At 47.8% G+C, this 18,657-nt stretch carries 14 protein-coding genes; 4 read left to right on the forward strand and 10 right to left on the reverse strand.

Annotated elements, in window-relative coordinates; all coding sequences use genetic code 11:
* Nucleotides 1-30: 30 nt before the first annotated feature.
* The 6 genes from OGX99_RS00460 to dpaL all read right to left on the reverse strand — a co-directional run bounded on the left by OGX99_RS00460 (nucleotide 31) and on the right by dpaL (nucleotide 9,808).
* Nucleotides 31-3,273, reverse strand: a complete 3,243-nt coding sequence (locus OGX99_RS00460; protein WP_151224218.1) for a response regulator — start codon at nucleotides 3,271-3,273, stop codon at nucleotides 31-33.
* A gap of 4 nt (nucleotides 3,274-3,277) precedes the next feature.
* A complete protein-coding gene (gene evgA / locus OGX99_RS00465; RefSeq protein WP_151218143.1) occupies nucleotides 3,278-3,892 on the reverse strand; it encodes an acid-sensing system DNA-binding response regulator EvgA in 615 nt (204 codons plus the stop codon).
* Between the two features lie 460 nt (nucleotides 3,893-4,352).
* The gene (locus OGX99_RS00470) at nucleotides 4,353-5,639 is read right to left on the reverse strand and encodes an MFS transporter (protein ID WP_151224219.1); all 1,287 of its coding nucleotides are present in this window, start codon (nucleotides 5,637-5,639) and stop codon (nucleotides 4,353-4,355) included.
* 78 nt (nucleotides 5,640-5,717) lie between these two features.
* The gene (locus tag OGX99_RS00475) at nucleotides 5,718-7,310 is read right to left on the reverse strand and encodes an N-acyl-D-amino-acid deacylase family protein (protein ID WP_151218144.1); all 1,593 of its coding nucleotides are present in this window, start codon (nucleotides 7,308-7,310) and stop codon (nucleotides 5,718-5,720) included.
* A gap of 66 nt (nucleotides 7,311-7,376) precedes the next feature.
* Nucleotides 7,377-8,561, reverse strand: a complete 1,185-nt coding sequence (locus OGX99_RS00480; RefSeq protein WP_187253074.1) for a YgeY family selenium metabolism-linked hydrolase — start codon at nucleotides 8,559-8,561, stop codon at nucleotides 7,377-7,379.
* An 11-nt stretch (nucleotides 8,562-8,572) separates the two neighbouring features.
* Nucleotides 8,573-9,808 carry a diaminopropionate ammonia-lyase gene (gene dpaL, locus OGX99_RS00485; RefSeq protein WP_286537828.1) on the reverse strand — a complete coding sequence of 412 codons (1,236 nt, stop codon included), beginning with the start codon at nucleotides 9,806-9,808 and terminating at the stop codon, nucleotides 8,573-8,575.
* A 380-nt stretch (nucleotides 9,809-10,188) separates the two neighbouring features.
* On the opposite strand from dpaL, the gene OGX99_RS00490 reads away from it, so the two are divergent.
* Nucleotides 10,189-11,937, forward strand: coding sequence for a sigma-54 interaction domain-containing protein (locus OGX99_RS00490; RefSeq protein ID WP_286542282.1), 1,749 nt, complete (start codon nucleotides 10,189-10,191; stop codon nucleotides 11,935-11,937).
* A gap of 78 nt (nucleotides 11,938-12,015) precedes the next feature.
* Here the strand turns inward: OGX99_RS00490 and OGX99_RS00495 are convergent, their stop codons facing one another.
* Nucleotides 12,016-12,525: an anti-virulence regulator CigR family protein gene (locus tag OGX99_RS00495; RefSeq protein WP_286542284.1), complete on the reverse strand. Its 510-nt coding sequence runs from the start codon at nucleotides 12,523-12,525 to the stop codon at nucleotides 12,016-12,018.
* A 259-nt stretch (nucleotides 12,526-12,784) separates the two neighbouring features.
* Here OGX99_RS00495 and OGX99_RS00500 point away from each other — a divergent pair, with 259 nt between their 5' ends.
* The 3 genes from OGX99_RS00500 to galE all read left to right on the forward strand — a co-directional run bounded on the left by OGX99_RS00500 (nucleotide 12,785) and on the right by galE (nucleotide 15,666).
* Entirely contained in the window at nucleotides 12,785-13,420 is a 636-nt protein-coding gene (locus OGX99_RS00500; RefSeq protein WP_003037157.1) for a carbonic anhydrase, read from the forward strand.
* A 223-nt stretch (nucleotides 13,421-13,643) separates the two neighbouring features.
* On the forward strand, nucleotides 13,644-14,582 hold the full coding sequence (locus OGX99_RS00505; RefSeq protein ID WP_151224222.1) for a glucosamine inositolphosphorylceramide transferase family protein: 939 nt from the start codon (nucleotides 13,644-13,646) through the stop codon (nucleotides 14,580-14,582).
* Between the two features lie 67 nt (nucleotides 14,583-14,649).
* Nucleotides 14,650-15,666 carry a UDP-glucose 4-epimerase GalE gene (gene galE, locus OGX99_RS00510; protein WP_187258883.1) on the forward strand — a complete coding sequence of 339 codons (1,017 nt, stop codon included), beginning with the start codon at nucleotides 14,650-14,652 and terminating at the stop codon, nucleotides 15,664-15,666.
* A 46-nt stretch (nucleotides 15,667-15,712) separates the two neighbouring features.
* Here the strand turns inward: galE and OGX99_RS00515 are convergent, their stop codons facing one another.
* The 3 genes from OGX99_RS00515 to OGX99_RS00525 are packed head-to-tail and all read right to left on the reverse strand — an operon-like array spanning nucleotide 15,713 to nucleotide 18,657.
* Nucleotides 15,713-17,104 carry a DUF4832 domain-containing protein gene (locus OGX99_RS00515; protein ID WP_286542287.1) on the reverse strand — a complete coding sequence of 464 codons (1,392 nt, stop codon included), beginning with the start codon at nucleotides 17,102-17,104 and terminating at the stop codon, nucleotides 15,713-15,715.
* A gap of 30 nt (nucleotides 17,105-17,134) precedes the next feature.
* A complete protein-coding gene (locus OGX99_RS00520; RefSeq protein WP_151218151.1) occupies nucleotides 17,135-17,542 on the reverse strand; it encodes a hypothetical protein in 408 nt (135 codons plus the stop codon).
* A gap of 2 nt (nucleotides 17,543-17,544) precedes the next feature.
* Nucleotides 17,545-18,657, reverse strand: a complete 1,113-nt coding sequence (locus OGX99_RS00525) for a glycosyltransferase family 4 protein (protein WP_187253078.1) — start codon at nucleotides 18,655-18,657, stop codon at nucleotides 17,545-17,547.

Here is an 18,657-nt window from a genome sequence, read left to right on the forward strand (position 1 = left end):
CGGGCAGCTACGGCTACCCGAGCGGGAGGGTTAATGGCTAATCAGACTGTCGATCTCAATCTCAATTTCCCGCATCACAGCAACAATCTTTTGTAATGCTTCCTGACATACCGCCAGAGGAATATCCTCATGTCGCATAGATTCAAAAGGTTTGCATAGCGTCTGAAGCGCGGTAATCCCCAGAATTTGCGCTGAACCATGCAGCCGGTGCAGGGCGCGCAAAAACAGCTGAGGTTCATCTTCCCTAACGGCTTTCTCTGCCGCCTGTAGATCGCTGAGCGTGGCCTCACGAAATGTTTCGAGTATCTCGTTCATTAACGTGCGATCGCCGCCGGTATTTTCCGTCAAGACATTGAATTTCAGATGTCGGATTGCACCAGGAGACGAATAACCGGTTTCGATTTTACTCAATTCATGCGTCAGGGTCTGAATAGACACGGGCTTAAACAGACATAAATTCATTCCGTTTTGCAGACATCGATCGCGAGACTGCGGAAGTGCACTTGCCGTCAGCCCCCAGATTTGTAAATGGGGCTGCTGCTGACGTAGCGAAGCCGCGAGATCAAACCCGTCCTTCTTCGGCATATTCACATCAGTTATCAACAGATCGTATGATTTTTTAGCCAGTTTGGCTTCAGCTTCCTCACCATCACAGGCTTCATCCACACTGTAACCAATGGTGTTCAGCTGTCGCTTAAGCAGCAGGCGATTAGTTGGGTTGTCATCGGCTATCAAAATAGACAGACACGGCAGCGGCAACAGAGTACCTGGCGTGTCGCCATCCGGTACAACCGACTGGCGGGCAGTCTCGACCGGCAGCGTTATGGTAAACGTGGTTCCTTGCGACGGGATACTCATCAGCTCCAGCGTGCCGCCCATCAGCGTCACCAGCTCTTTGCAGATAAATAATCCCAGACCAGACCCCGTTTGCTGACGTCCGCAACACCCTTGAGCGTAACGATGAAACAGCCCAGCCTGCTCCTCTTCGCTAATCCCGCAACCTGTGTCGCTAATGGTGATGATCAGGGTACCGTGATTCTCCTCGTCAGGCGTCAAACGGGCCGTCACATGAATACTCCCCTGTTCGGTAAACTTCAGCGCATTGCCCACGAGGTTGGTAATAATTTGCCGCAAAGCCTGTTGGTCGACAAATACCCGCTCGTTTGCCGGCAATTGGCTCGTGCAAGCAAGCGTTATGCCTTTCTGTCTGGCTAAAGCATCAAAAGAGTGGCACTGCAATGCAAGGAGCTGTGAGAGATCCGTCCATTGAGGAACAACCTGGTATTTACCAGACTCAATCTTATCCACGTCCAGAATCTTACCGATCAGCCCAAGCAAGGACTGAGCCGTCGCCCCGGTAAGGGCAATCGCCTCTTTTCGCTGCGCCGGACTGAGTTCTGAACTCGACAGTAATTCCAGAAAGCCAACAATAGAGCTTACTGGGGTACGCAATTCATGGCTCATGCTCGCAAGAAAACGGCTTTTGGCCTTGGTCGCTTCAATCGCTTTGTTCTTTTCGATCTCCAGCTCTTGAGATAAAGCCTCTTTGAGATGAAGTTGTTCTTCCAATAGCCGCTGAGATTGTTTTCTTTTATTTACCTCACGAGAGAGTGAAATCCCCCAGATCAGGCTAACCGCTATCAGCAAAAGCGCAAACACCACCAGTTGATAGAACTGTTTGCTATATCGACTCCAGATATCGACCTGCGTATTAGAAATTTTCGACCACTTCTCCGTCATCTGCAAAATCTCACGCGGCGGAATGGCCTGGAGCGCTTTATCCATAACAGACTTCAACATGGGCTCGCGGGGAGAAACTGCAAAGCTCACGGAGGCGCCAGGCATATCCGGAAGCCTAAAAAAGTGCATATTTTTCTGGTAGTAATGATCGACCATGTACCTTGCCGACAATTCGGTAGCGATCGCCGCGTCAACCTTACCCTCCCTGAGCATAGACATCGCGACGCTGCCTGTATCAGCATCCACCCAGGCGGCCTGGGGATAGCGTTGTCTCAAATCACTTTCCAATGCATGTCCGGCGGGCAACGCAATACGGATCGGTTTATTCAGTAGCGAGTCGGCTGCTTCCTCGCGGGAAGTGATCATCACAAATGCAACATTCATCAGCGGATCGCTAAAGGTAGAATTTCGCTGATTTTGCGTAGTCAGCGTAATGGTGGGATACATATCCCAGTCTTCACCGCTGATTATTTTCATCTGTTCGCTTTTGGAATCAGCTAAAATAGGTTCAAAATCGAGACCCGTTTGCAGATGAACAATATTCAGCAAATCACCAAGAATACCGCGAAGCTCCCCGCTGCGATCGACCAGAGTATACGGTGGGTAGTCTGGGTTGATCAAAATACGAATAGTGTGTTTTTTCTCCAGCCACGCTTTTTCCTGATGAGTGAAAGGAATAGGCGCATTCAGATAAGCAAGGTTACCGCGGTTCAGCCAGTTCTGCATGACCTGCATATGGATTTCATTACTGATTGACGTAATGAAACTATCAAGAATAGTTCTTAATACCGGCTGGTCTTCCTTTACTACAAAATAATTATATTGTTCTTGCTGATCAAAGTAGTGCGTAATAACCAGTGATTGCGAAAAATATCGTGAGATACAATGACTGCTGGTGATATTGTTACCAATATAATATTGGTTCTCATCATTTACTACCGACGCCATAGCCTGATATTCGTCGTCGTAGAATGAAACTTTAGCCTCAGGAAAAGCATCCTGGATAACATCAAGAAAAGGACAATCTCGCACACACGCGACGCTAACCTGATGCCCGGAGGTCAGCGGCAGCATGGTGTTTTTTAGCGAAGTCACCAACGTCGGCCACGTCGTCAGCAAGGCAGAAGTACGCAATAAATGCCCGCCGATCTCCTGGCGCCTTGAAAGCTGGGTTATCAACGTATCAACGTCGTTACTGGCAAGTGCGGCCAACGCTTCTTTCTCATTATCATACTGCTTTATAACAATTTTTAGATTGAGAATCTTTTGCATCAGCGCCAGATAGTCTGCGTTGACTCCCCGATAATATTCACCGCTATTTTGATAAACAATGGGGGAAACTTCCGGTAACCAGGTGCCAACAACCAAGGTTTTCTTATGCGCTAACCAGTTTGTTTCTTCCTTGTTCAAGCTGATATTCTGTACTGAGGTATTATAGTTACTTTTTAGCTCAACTTGCCGAGCCGAGCTTACACCCGTAGACAACCCGATGGTAAATATGACCATCAAAAAAATAAACAAGCGTGCCAGCATTACTCTATCCTATTTTATTTCTCTGCGCATAATCATAAATTTCCATTAATGATGAGCAATCTAATTTTTCCATTAAACGACTTTTATAGGTGCTTACTGTTTTATTACTGATGTTCATTTTGCTGGCAATAGTGCTGTAATCCATACCGTTAAGAATATAGCGCAACACTCTCATTTCCTGGGTTGACAACGTATCAAGCTTATCCTGCTCGCTAACAGATGAACCAGTGAAATGCTCAAGGGAAAAGGGGAAATAGCTATAGCCATTTTTTGCTGCTTCGATTGCGGCGAGAATATTATTCATACCTTCTTTTTTACTCACAAATCCGTTAGCGCCATATTCGGCGCTACGTTTGCCGTAAAAAAATTCATTTTTGGCTGAAATGATAATGATTACACCAGCATAGTGTCGCTTTCGCAGTTGCTCCAGTACTTCGATGCCGCTGATCCCCGGAATATCCACATCAATAATCAGCAGTTCAGGCTTCATTTTTTCAACGGTTTGAACCACTTGCTCCCCGCTGTCAAGCTCGGTGGTTACGGTAATACCATTAGTGTCGAGCAAATTGCGGATGGCTATGCGAGCTAATGGGTGATCGTCAACGATTATCGCGTTCATTGCGTGTAAGAATCCCGATAAATAAAGAGAGGCGATGGCTATAGAGCAGGTGTGCCTTCAACGTTATGATTTATGAAAATAAGGCTTTTTCAGGTAAATCCTAACATAATTACTCGTCTGTTTTATTCATTTTTTTATAAAAACGAAGATCAAGGCATAAACGCAACACTGTAATTTACAAATTTTAAACCTTGAACCTATCTAAATATCAAACTATTAACACAATATAAAGGAATATTCTTACACGTGTAGGACAAATCGCTCATTTATTATAATTTATTCTTAATGACCAGGAACATATAGTCGGAATATTGTTCATCAGAACTGCGGGGGCGTATATGAAAAATAGCTATCTAAAAATCAATTTTATACCCGACCAAATATAGAGAAAACCTGCTGAATTTAGAGAGAAACTCCCTGCGGCTCTGAAACAGCAGTGCCACAGGGAGGCCGCTATTAATCAGGCTTTACTGGGCAATGCCCCTATTGCATGCGAGCTTTTCACGGTCAGCGTAACGACGGCAGAACACAACAGCGCGGCAATCATAAAGATAAAAGCACTGTTATAACTTCCGCCGCCGCTTTGAATCAGCCAGCCGATGATCGGAGCAGAAACAACGCCCGCCATCTGCCCACCAAAGTTAACGATACCGGATGCCCGTCCCATAATGTTGCTGGGAATGGTATCCATCAGAATGCCCCAGAATGTCGCCATGGCGAAGAACATGAACAGGGCTGAAATACACTGATACACCACTGCCATATCTGCACTGCTCACGCTGAAAGTCAGATACAGGAAACCCGCAGCAATAACCGAGGTCACGACATACAACGTTTTACGCTGGGGTTTAAATTTATCTGAGCAATAGCCGCCCAATAATGTTCCACCTGCGCCAAACAGGAAAGGAATAGCCGCCATAACACCGGTTTTTGCCAGAGAAAACTCACGAACGGTGATCAGGTAGCTAGGCAGCCAGGTTGAAAACCCCCAGAAGGTGATATCAAACAAAAACCAAATAATTGCCATTTGCCAGAGCACCGGCATTTTCAACACATCTTTAAACGCGATACCGCTGGTGTTTTGTAGGCTCCCCTGTTCGTCAGCAGCCAGCTCCGCTAGATCCTGCTGCGTAATGGCAGGGTGATCTTTCGGGTTATCACGAGTAAATAAGTAGATGCCCGCCGCAATAAACAGACCCGGAATACCCAGCACGATAAAGACCATGTGCCAGCCAAAAGCCCCGATTATACTTGCCGCTACAACTACTGCCAGCGCTGGGCCTAAGGTGTTTACCGTCGACTGAATCGCTGTGGCGCGGCCACGCTCTTTCGACGGGAAATAGGTCGATATCATCTTCCACGACGCCGATGGGAAGCAACCTTCACCAACACCAAAGAAGAAGCGAACGGCCAGCATCAATGGCAGCGTCAATACGGCGCCGGTCAAGCTGGTGAAAACAGACCACCAGGCAATACCGATGGCCATGATTTTGCGCGAGCCAAACTTATCCGCCAGCAAACCGCCGGGAATTTGAAACGCAGCATAACCAATAAAAAAGGCGCTAATAATTAACCCTTGTTGGGTCGTATCCAGATTTAAATCTTTGCCGATATAAGGGAGCGAGACGCTCATCACCATTCTGTCGAGAAAAGAGAGCAGCCACGCCAGCCAGATCAATGTCAGGACGGTATATCTTGCTTTCCAGGTCTTTGGTTTACCTGAAGGTAAAGATGTTTGTAGGTTCATTGTGATGTCCTTAGGGTGTAGTGATCTACCGCGGCCATAAATGGTCGCGATAAATCAATGCGTGTTTAGCGTTATTTATTAATATTGTTTTCTAATAACCGTACCGCTACAGGCATAACTTTCAGTGCCATTGATTAAGGCTATGCGTCCATTAACCATGACAATTTCAATCCCTTCCGGATATTGATTAGGTTCAACAAAGGTACCCTTATCAGCAATGGTGTTCGGATCGAACATCACAATATCCGCCGCGTACCCCACCTTCAGCAGTCCGCGATCCTGCAGGCCTAATACCTCCGCAGGTTTACCCGTCATCTTACGGATTGCCGCCTCCCAGCTCAGACATCCCTCTTCACGCACATATTTACCGAGCACGCGAGGGAATGCGCCAAAAACGCGCGGGTGCGGTTTGCCAGCACCCATTAAACCGTCGGTACAAACGTTTTGCTCCGGGCGGCAAAGGAACTTAATCACATGTTCTTCAGTACCGTAAAAGTCGACCATCCCCACGGCGTTTTCTTCTTCAAACAGCAGATCGAAGGTGGCGTTGTAGGGATCTTTTCCGCGTAGCTCCCCCAGTTGCACAAGGTTCAGACCGACGGCATCCTGGTTTTTTGCCGTTTTCACGCTGGTGACAAAAATCTGATCCAACCCGGCAAAATCGATAAAGTTATCCCAGCCGGGAATGCCTTGCTGAATATCGTCAATCATTTTGGCGCGCAGTTCAGGCGAGGCCAGGCGCTCAAGCAATTTATCCGTTCCACCCGAATGGACCCACGGCGGTAGGATCACGCCGAGCATCGTGCTGCCCGCCACGTAGGGATACTGGTCGAAAGAGATACGAATCCCGGCTTCCTGCGCCTGTTCCAGCATGCCCAGCATCTGGTCAATCAGCCCCCAGTTTTTCTTACCGCAAACCTTCATATGAGAAATATGCAGCCAGACGCCAGTAGCTGTGGCGATATCAATCAGCTCCTGTGTGGAGTTGATAATATCGTCCGCTTCACTGCGCTGATGCACCACAAAGATCCCGTCATATTTCGCCGTCACTTTGCATAGTTCAATCATTTCGGCGGTATCACCAAAGGCGCAAGGCATATAGATAAGCCCAGTTGAAAGACCAAATGCTCCGGCTTTTAATTCCCGTTCCAGGACTTCGCACATCTTCGCCACATCTTCACGGGTGGAAGGACGACCATCCAGACCCATGGCTTCCATACGCACGTTGCCATGTGGCACTAAATACGCAAGGTTTGTCGCCGGATGACGCGATGCCAGCAGATTGAGGTAACCGTCAGTATTTTTATATTTCCAGTCTATTTTGTCAGTATCGCCATCCAGGCCAGCGATATTTTTACGCCAGGCCGGAATGTATTCTTCAGGCAACGGTGCCAAAGCAACACCATCCTGCCCTAATAACTCGGTGGTAATACCCTGGCGAATTTTTGCCGACAGTGCGGGGTTAATAATGGCCGAAAGGTCAGAGTGCGTATGAGTATCAATAAAACCGGGACAAATAATTTTACCTGTTGCATCAATAACCTGATCATTAACGCCAACATCAATTTTGCCGATTGCGACAATACGTCCTTCATCAACCATCACATCGGCAATTCTGCCGTCGCAGCCCGTCCCATCGATTACATTTCCGTTTTTGAAAATGGTTTTCATCGTTATTCTCCATAGCGATGTCGATTTACGACACCGCTTGTAAGGTAAGAGGTGGTTTCTTTATTGTTATTGGCGATAGAGTGTCTGGATGATGCTGTAATAGCCGCTGGCCGAGCCGGTTAACTGCTCGATCTCAATATACTCATCAATGGTGTGGGCCAGATTTTCCCGCGAAGGACCAAAACCGATGGTTCTGATTCCCGCTTCTCCCGCATAGTGGCTGCCGTTGGTACAAAATGAGTACTGCGTGATAGTTGGATTAAACCCGGCCTCGCGAATGCCAGCCAGAGCGGCCTGCACGAATTCGTCGGACTCGTCATACACCCAACCCGGGAAGAAGCGCTCGCCCTCAATCGTGGCACCGGTATAGCAAGACTCCTGACCCACCGCGTAGGAAACACAGGCTTTAAACTGTGGATCCTGTGCGGTAAGTTCCGCGAGCGCATTTTCCAGTGGGGCAATAACGCTTTCTTTGGTTTCACCCACCAGCAAACGACGATCGTAGGTTGCGCGACAGTAATCTGGCACGACCGAAGCTCCTGGGTACGGCGAAGATTTAATGTCGGTAAGTTCAAGGATGCCTGGCCCCAGAATTGGGTGCGTTGGCGGTGTAATTGTGCGAATTTTGTCGATCAATTGCGCCATTTTGTACACCGCGTTAATTCCTGCCTGCGGGTTGGCGGAGTGCGCAGGTTTACCGAACGTTTCGACCACAATTTCAGCGCGGCCACGCTGACCAATTTTCAGGTTTAACTCGGAAGCTTCACCGATAATCACGTAATCCGGCTTATAGCGCTCGCTGACCAGCCGAGCGGCAATGCCTTCAAAGCACTCTTCATGCACAATACAGGCAACGTAGATTTTGCCGGCGAAATTACGTTGATTGTCCTGACCAAAAAAACCCACGGCGGAGATCATCGCCGCCACGGCACCTTTCATGTCAGTTGTGCCGCGACCATAAATTTTGCCATCTTCGATATCGCCGCCGTATGGATTGCGGCTCCACTTCTCTTCGTTGACCGGTACGGTATCAATATGTCCATCGAGAACCAGCGTTTTCCCCGGCTGATTACCGACAATACCACCAACTATGTTGCCGTACTTATCAACATGGATGTCATCAAACTGGTAATGCTGCATCATTATTTTTATGGCATTAACCACATCCCCTTCCTGACCCGAATAACTTTTTTGTTGGATTAGCGCCTGACAGTTTCTAATGACTTCATCAATACGGTTTGCAGATAACATGGGTTTCTCCGTTATTTCTCACAATCAGGAAACGAGTTGTTGATGCCCGGGTACTGACCGCCCCAGACAATATTCAGGTATTGTTGCGGGTCGGTATCTCCCTCGGTGCTGATCAGCAACACCCGGGAATGCACATCCAGCCCCAATTGTTCACGCGTATGCGCCAGTTCAGGCGATGTCATCAGCAGCGCCAGCAGGCCGGTAGTGACCGCACCTGACTCGCCAGATACGATCTGCGGATCGCCCGCCAGCGGATTACCCAGCATGCGCATACCCAGCGCCGCAACTTCATCAGGGCAGGAGGCAAATGCGTTGGCATAATCACGCAGCAGTTTCCAGCCGATACTATTTGCCTCACCGCAGGCGAGACCAGCCATCACGGTGAGTAAATCACCGCCCACCGCGATCGCACCCCCCTCTTTAGAACGTGCGGAGCGGTAAAGACAATCGGCAATCAATGCCTCGGCGACAATCACTTTTGGACGATTTTCCCCCCAGGCTGCCGTCACCATTCCCTGAACCATTCCAGCAAACGAACCAACGCCTGCCTGAACAAAAATATGCGTCGGTGCAACCTGATGCAGTTGGTCTATCGCTTCCAGCATTAGCGTGCCGTAACCCTGCATAATCCACTGCGGGATTTTTTCATATCCTTCCCAGGCAGTATCCTGCACCACAATCCAGCCATGTTTTTGTGCCTGTTCCGCGGTCATACGCACCGCATCGTCATAGTTCATATCGACGATTTCAGCGGTAGCGCCTTCATTACGGATGGACGTCAGACGCTGCTGCGAAGAGCCTTTAGGCATGTAAACCACCGCTTTTTGCTTCAGTTGACGCGCCATCCATGCCACGCCGCGACCGTGGTTACCATCAGTGGTGGTGGCAAACGTAACGGTTTGTAGATCGCGGCGCACCTCTTCGCTGGTCATCACGTCAAACGGCAGGTCACTGATATCCTTGCCGACTAATTCAGCGATATGGCAAGCCATCGCATAGGACCCGCCCAACGCTTTGAAGGCTTTCAGGCCAAAACGTTGAGACTCATCCTTGAGATAGATATTTTTAACACCCAGCCTTTGTGCAAGAGCCGGCAGCGCATATAACGGCGTCGGCGCATAGCCCGGAATAGACCGATGAAAATTCAACGCTTTTACCAGTTCCTGGCGACTAAACGGTGCCAGCGGCGCGCTCGGATGTTCGGTAAACGGTGTCTGGTTGATAAAAAATGATAAGTTTTCCTGCATCATAAAACCTCATTGTCCTGGTATTTCATTCCCTGTAGTTAAGGTAATACAGAGATATTTACGCTATCGGTATTCCCAATAGAGCAAAATGCTTACCAGTTTTTTACGCCTTGAGTAAAATCTTAGAAATATTTTAATAAAGACTTTATTTTCAAGTAATTAAAGCAACACCATGATTGATACTAAAAATACTACAGCGTCAGTTTATCGCCTGAATTTGAGAAATTCTCACTGTTGATAAATAGTGTGATCGAGGAAGATAAAACAGAAAAAACATAATAAAACAAAGCAGTAGATTGATTTTTCGCAAATCATTTCCGTAGTGGTTCGCCTATTTATCATTTTCTTTGAGAAATACGACACACTGCCGGAGAAGTACCATGATTTCAGTACTCAGCAATATTCAGGATGATATATGCAATTATGCCGACGCGATTTCTGGCATAACCGGTACGGACGTTGAAATCATCGATGAATCTTTAATGCGCATCGCTGGTACCGGTAAATACCGGCATATGCTCAATGAGAACGTGGCAAAAAATGGCTACATCTACCGCCACGTTTTGCAGGTCAGAGAAACGGTTCTTATCAAAAACCCCGGCGAACATCCGCTTTGTCAGTTATGTGAAAAACACCGCTACTGTTCTGAAATGCTCGATTTGAACGCACCTATTTTTCTCAACAACCGCGTGATTGGAGTAATCGGCATTATTTGCTCAACCCAGACGCAGCGTGACACGTTATTGAGCCAGATTGATAAATTTGTCACTTTTATTGAGCAAATCGCGGTGATGATCTCCAGTAAGGTATTTGAATGTCTGGAGCGTTTACGTGCGCAGGAAACGCTCGGCGCATTTCGACGTCTGATAGATGCCATGGACCGCGGCGTTGTAGCAATTGATGGCAATGGTCTTATCTGGCATGCCAATCACTCAGCCGATCGTATTCTTAACCGCGAGGTTCAGGGATTACCGCTGACTATTGAAATAACCGGGGACAGCTTGTATGGCGATGAAGAAGCGTGGCTGACGCTTGAAGGCCAGAAACACCATGTACTGTGCAAACAAATTTCGCTCTCCTCGCTGGATAACGATCGCTTAACTATGGTCATCTTTCGTGATGCATACGACTACCTGAGTACCCTTACCCCATCCCCTTATGAATCAGACGCGCAGGTGCGGCTGATTGGTCACTCTTCTTCAATGGAACAGCTCAGAAGCACCATTGGCAAAATTGCCAAAAGCTATGCCAGCGTGCTCATCACCGGGGAAAGCGGCTCGGGTAAAGAGGTCGTGGCATTTGCCATTCACCAAAACAGCCCACGCAAAGCCGCCCCTTTCGTGACAATTAACTGCGCGGCAATCCCCGAGCAACTCCTGGAAAGCGAACTGTTTGGCTACGTGCGTGGTGCATTTAGCGGTGCAGACCCCAAAGGACGAATGGGGAAATTTGAACTGGCCAACGGCGGCAGTCTGTTTCTGGATGAGATCGGTGATATGCCATTGCACCTGCAGGCCAAGCTGCTCAGGGTTTTGCAGGAAAAGGCAATTACCCGCGTTGGTTCTAATAACACCATTAATATTGATGTGCGCATTATTGCAGCGACTAACAAAAATATTAGTGCGATGGTGGAGAATAATCAGTTTCGCGAAGACTTATTCTATCGTCTGAATGTTGTCCCTCTGGTACTTCCTTCCCTGCGCGAACGTCGGGCTGATATCGCTGTTCTCGCACAATATTTTGCCGATGAATTTTCGGTCAGTTACCAGCGTTCACCGCAGAAGCTGCCCGACGACGTTATTAACCGCCTTTATGCCTGGCACTGGCCGGGTAACATTCGTGAATTACGCAATGTCATCGAATACATTTTTGTGATGCGCGGAGAAGCTGCCGGTATCAATGCCAGCCATCTGCCCCCTTATTTACTCACCTCGGCTGACGGCAGAAAAACAACGATGACCGAGCCCCCCCGACTTTTGGCGAACCAAGGGAAACAAGCGAAAAGGGACGCCATCGAAAATGCCATCCAGCGATTTGGAGCAAGTGTGGAGGGCAAAAAACAGGCCGCGTCAGAACTGGGGATCAGTATTGCCACACTCTATCGAAAAATAAAACTGTACGGACTGTAAGCTTTCCTTATTAACTGAGAAGCCCGCACAACGCGGGCTTCTCATCGGTATAACAGAGCAAATTAAGCCCGAAAATACTTAATCAAACACACCATTAATTACCGCGGTGACAATCGCCGTACTCAGTGCAATCAACACCAGATTGTCGCCCACAACCTGCCATTCATAACCTGGATAATACGGCAATTGGTTCAGCATAGAGGATGGAACACTTTTCTTAGCGATCCCCGGAGGAAGCGGCTTTCCTCGCGCCAGATTTTTGGCGATACCCGGAGGCAGTGACTTATAGCCCGTCAAACCATATCTGACGGCATACTGTCTGGCCACGTTATAGCTGATGTCACTATCAACATGGTCCGGCTTACCATAATTTTTACGTTGTTCTGCCTGCGAACTGCTTTTCTGGCTATTGCCCTTATTCCCGCTATTACCATGATTGCTACTATTTCCATGGTTGCCACTATTTCCATGGTTGCCACTATTACCATTGCCGTTGCCATTACCGGGGTTGGCCAATACTGGGGTGGCGCACATCGTCATCGCGGCAACGGCGACTAAAGCTGTTGCTAAAGCACGAAGTCTGGACATGATGATTCCTTAAAATGTGGATACATATAAAAATGTACGGTATCGCGTGAATACTGGCTATCGCTATAACTCCGATTTATTGGCAAAAAAGGGGAAAGCACGTAGCGCACATCACGCTATTCGCCTCGCCGCGGTGGAGAAAAGTTAGCCAAAGATGTTGCAGAACTGCTATAAAGTCTTTCTCTTCTGTCGGCTGGTGTTAAACTGGAAAGTGTGATCTTCATCATAACCTGCTTAAACAGAGAAAAGAGACACTGCTATGCAACATATCATTGAGGGCTTCCTCAACTTCCAAAAAGAGATTTTCCCTCAACGCAAGGAACTCTTTCGCAGCCTGGCATCCAGCCAAAATCCTAAAGCGCTTTTCATCTCCTGTTCCGATAGCCGCCTGGTGCCAGAACTCGTTACTCAGCAAGACCCCGGACAGCTTTTCGTTATCCGCAACGCCGGTAATATCGTCCCCTCTTTCGGCCCGGAACCGGGTGGCGTATCCGCGACTATTGAATACGCGGTTGTGGCACTTGGCGTGACGGATATCGTCATCTGCGGACACTCCAACTGCGGCGCAATGAAAGCCATCGCCGATAGCCAGCCTCTGGATCCGATGCCTGCTGTGGCTCACTGGCTGCACTATGCCGATGCCGCGAAAGCCGTGGTCGAGAAAAAAACCTGGGCTAACCCAATCGATAAAGTTAACGCCATGGTGGAAGAGAACGTTATCGCGCAGCTCAACAACATTAAAACGCATCCTTGTGTCGCGGTTGGACTGCGAAATAATGCGCTTCGTCTGCACGGCTGGGTATATGACATCGAAAGCGGTGAAATCCGTACCCTGGATAAAAACAGCAAAACCTACGTTTCCCTTGCTGAAAACCCGCAGGTGCATTTCGAGTAATTCTTCCACTGGAGCAAGGATGCTCTGGATAGTTTTTACCTACTTTGGTGCTATGGACAAAAAACATCCTTGTTACTAACATTAAAATAACCGCAGGTGTTACCACGCGGTTTTCGCACATTCATACAACATTGCGACATTGCGACATTGCGACAAGTCTCATGAGCTGCCCCGCAAGTAGCTGTTCATACATGGTGCAAGCGATAAAAAGGAGCAGGTACGAATGCAAGCGAAAATAAAAAGAATAATAAACATGTTATTCTATCATGAGTCGTGGGATATCATGATTATTAAGGATCATGGTATACACTTATTTCCTGATAACACGCTGGAAATATTGAATAAATCTACTGCGCAGCAGTTAAAAAAGAAATATACGTTTCAGGCCGATCCTTTTCTTATTGAAAAAGACGACAAACTGTATGTTTTTTATGAAGCTTTTAGCTTCCGCAACTCGAAAGGCACGCTCCGCTGCCGCATTCTTGATCGTGAACTAACTGAAATTGATGATGTGAAACTTGAAGGATTTGACGACCTGAGGTGTCATTTGTCATTCCCTTTCCTGATTAATATTAACAATCAACTCTTCATGATCCCAGAATCATCAGAAAGAAAAGAAGTGCTCCTGTTCCAGTCGGTAGAGTTTCCTGCGCGCTGGAAGAAAATTAAAGTTCTACTCTCTGATACCGAAGTCACAGATAACATTTTTCTTTCAATAAATGAAACTTGCTATCTTTTGTCGACCACCATGGATAATAAAATAATTATTCATTCCGCAGAGCATCTTCACGGTCAGTGGCAGCGGATCACCCCTACATTAAAGGTGAGTAATCATCATCATCGAGGAGCTGGTACCCCTTATCTTGTCGATAATAAAATGTACTTCCTCACCCAGGAATGCACGCCCGAAACTTATGGAAAATCTATCTATATCAAAGAACTAGTTACACTTAACGATATTAACTTTGATGAGAATCTGATCGAACAAATCAATTCATCGATCAACCACAGTGACGGTGTTCATACGCTGAATTTCTCAAATAATTTCATTGCTTATGATACAAAAATCAATAAGTTCAGTCTGTTGGCTATCTTAAAAAAACTATCATATAAATTTATGGTAAAATACAGAAACATCTACCTTTCCCGGCAACACAACTGATTCACTGGATTCTCAGGTGACATTGGTAGAAAATTGTTCGGGTTTCTAGCATTTTTCTGGAGTCTGTATGGCAATTCTTGTCACAGGTGGTGCAGGTTATATTGGTTCACATACTGTTTTATCACTACTGGAAAGAGGCGATGATGTCGTTGTCATCGATAATCTGGCAAATGCGAGTCGGATATCGCTGGACAGGGTCGCGGAACTTACCGGAAAGGAACCCATTGTCTATATCGCCGATGTTCTCGACAGACAGGCCTTAAAAAACATTTTTACCAACCATCACATCACCGATGTCATTCATTTTGCAGGGCTCAAATCGGTTTCCGAGTCGATAAAAGAACCTCTTGCCTACTATGAAAACAACGTCACAGGAACGCTGGTTTTACTGGATGAGATGCTGGCCGCAGGCGTTAACCGATTCATTTTTAGCTCATCAGCTACGGTATACGGTAATCCGGAAAGCGTGCCGTTGAGCGAGCAATCACGCACGGGCGGTACCACCAATCCCTACGGCACCTCTAAATTAATGGTCGAACAGATTCTGGCCGATTTCTCGCGTGCGCAACCTGATTTCCGCATTACCTGCCTGCGCTATTTCAACCCAGTCGGCGCTCATCCATCGGGTCGCATTGGTGAAGATCCTAACGGTATCCCAAACAACCTGGTGCCATACATCTCCCAGGTCGCGATTGGTAAGCTAAAAACCGTATCGGTGTATGGTAATGACTATCCAACCCCTGACGGAACCGGCGTGCGTGATTATATCCACGTCATGGATCTGGCGACTGGTCATTTAGCCGCGCTTGATTGCCAGAACAAAGGCGCTGCCTACAAGGTGATTAATCTCGGTACCGGGGTCGGTTATTCCGTGATTGATCTGATTAAGGCGTTTGAGAAAGCGGCCCAGACCAAAATTCATTATCAGTTTGCCGCCAGAAGACCCGGAGACATTGCCGAATGTTGGTCTGACCCGTCACTGGCATACAAAGAGCTCGGTTGGAAGGCGGTCTACAACCTTGATGAAATGATGCGTGACACCTGGAACTGGCAAAAAAATAACCCGAATGGTTATAACATCTGATATGCCCTGTAACGAGCCTGACGGTCAGGCTCGTTGTCGTAACGGGCTAGCGTGCAGTAATCGTTGATACGCGATACCAGCCGCTGCTCTGCTTCCCTTCGTTAGCAAAGTTAATTCGTGCCGCGCCGGATTTATCCAGTATCGCGACCTCAATCGCGTATTGACCTTTCGCGAGTTGTCCCGGGATGGGCAACGCATAGCTGACCTGATACTTTCCAGGCAACCAGTGCCGTATATCATCCGCCGCATTACCCTGCGCAACGACCTTATTAGCGCTATCCACCACACGAAATGCCAACGTGTAGGGCAGATAAATCGGTGCGTTACCCTCGTTATACCAGATACTGTTTAATACCAGCGTTGGTCCACCGTCCCACACTGATTCATGACTCAGAGACGCTAAGCGATACCGATAGCCCAGTTTGGTCAGCGCATCGTCGACAATCGGTCGATAATCGCTTGGGATCGTTCTCGATTTCAGGTTGATGGTGCTGGCGTGCTGCTTGACCGCCCAGTCAAAAATACCCTGCACTTCGGCACGCGTATAATGAAAAGTATTCTTCCAGTCTTGCATATATGAACAGATTTCCAGACTGACCGGCGCACGTTTCCAGGCATCGTTAAACCCTGCATAACTCTGCTGTGCTGCCAGTAATCGCTGCGGGTAATCATCGGCCATATGGTTCCAGTTTTCTGAAAATACACGCAGATCACCCCAGCAGTCCGCCCGCCATCCCGCCCCTCGCGCCACCGCATTCGCCAGGCTTTGTCCACCGCTCATCAACATAATTTTCGGGGTCGAGGGGAAGGCGGAAAAATGCATTGCAACATAGCGGTCCAACTGCGCCGTGGTGTATCGCTCCAATAGTGGCTGCAGATTAGGGAAATTGCTGTTATGCCACTCTCCCCAGGCCCCCACCATGCCGATATCGACAAAAGCGAGATTCTCATTACCGTCGTAGCGTTTTCCGAATGCGTTCAGCAGACGCTGGCTGTATTCAATAAACAGAGGGTCATCTAAATCCGGAATAAATGTTTTATTATCGGGTGTCCACGTACCTTTCACGCCTTTTTTAATTAGCCAGTCGGGAATTTTTGAACCGTCCCCTGGGTCGGCTAGCGCCATAAACCGTAACCCGACGTTCATCGCAGGACGATGTGCCGCCGCGTATTTGAAGGCAGCATCCACCAGCGCAAAATTATACTGACCTTCAACAGGTTCCAGTTCTTGCCAGTAAAACCGGTCGTATTCAAACCCGGTATTGGGGTAATCAGCCAGACTCAGCGTTTCACCGTATCCCTGATGAAAACTTGCCACGCCGATCCCCGGATTGGTCAGCGGGCCAGTTAATGCTTTGGGGGTTACGGTCGTTAATGCGGAGATGACCGTTAACGGAAAGGACATTAACAACAGCGCAGAAACCCATTTACACTTCATCGCAGTAATGCCTCCACAGGTTTGTTAACGCTAGTGGTTTTTCAGACTTAACCACCAATCCCAGATACCTACGTGAAAATTTTGGAACACATCAATACCTAACGCGGATTTGATCATATACAGCGTCAACAATACGCAGCAGGTGACGAACAGCACGGCAATCAGCAGCAAAAAAGTGAGCAACATTCTCGACAGGGTCGATTCCTGGCGGTGCTGGCGGCGTAAATCTCTGCCAAACAAAAAAACCAGATAATAACGCTTACTGAAAAAGGGAAAACTTCGCCGAATATCGATCTGATGCCGCGAAGCCAGAGTCGAGGCCAGAATCGCATTTTCCACCCCTTCTTTCTGTTCAGGGGTCAATTCCTGCGCAATCGTCTCATCAAGATGAGTATAAAATCGTTCGATGACAGGGGGACGGTTTTGATAACTGGTCAAAATTAACCTATATCTTTATTAATTGAGTGATAGACGTTAACCGTCTTTTTGGCGATTTCATGCCAGTTATAGTGTTGTAAATATACACGATAGTCCACACTATGGGTTGGCGCCCACTGGGTTAATTTCTCGGCAAGACTAACCACATCTCCGACCTTAAAATAGGCCTCGGCGGGAAGTTGAACTTCGAGGTTTGCCGGAATATCACTGACGACGGCAGGAAGAGAAAATGACATCGCTTCCAGCAGCGCAATGGGCAAACCTTCATGGTATGAAGGCATCACAAACAGCCGGGCCTGCGAAAACACCGCCTGCAGCTCATCACCGCGTAAAAAACCAGTCATCACAACGCCTGGTGTATCTGCGGCAAGCTTTTTGAGGCGAATGCTGTATTCGGTTGGATGATCCGCATCGCCAATTAGCACCAACGGCATGGTCAAACCGCTGCACTGATAGGCGGCGATGGCATCATGCATCCCTTTTTCTTCCACAAACCGCCCAACCACCACAAGGTAATTTTTCGGCTGTAGCCCAAAGCGGGAGAGCGTATTGTCGATGGTCTGTTCAGATAACAACCGCGGCTCATTGACGCCATTGTGAATTAAATGCGCATCATAGCGACCGTGTTTTTTCTGGATCAGTTGATTAATGACTTCAGAGATCACAATCACTTCGTTGGCATATCGCACTGCCCAACGTTCGCCCAGCAACAATATTTTTTTGGCAACGAATCCCCACTTCTGACGATCGTAATCGGGCCCATGGTGGGTGAAAACCACCTTTTTGCCTAACATGCGTAGTAATGGGATCACAAGGCCAGGCCCAATAGCATGGACATGCACAATATCCGAATGGTCGATACTTGTCCTGAACGCCGCTAAAACGGAATGGACAATCGCTTCCAGCGAGCGCTTTTTGGGAGCCCACAGCGCGTAAGTTTCGACCTTCTTATAGATCGAACGTTTGTAATTTACATACGGCGAGCGAGCAATCACACATATATCAACGTCAAACTGCTGTTTAATGGCTGGATAAAGATTTTGGCAATGTGTCTCCACACCGCCCAATACATCAGGAATTCCACGCGTACCAAAAACCGTTATTTTTTTACTCAT

The organism is Citrobacter sp. Cu096, assembly GCF_030332285.1.
Taxonomy (GTDB): Bacteria; Pseudomonadota; Gammaproteobacteria; order Enterobacterales; family Enterobacteriaceae; genus Citrobacter; species Citrobacter meridianamericanus.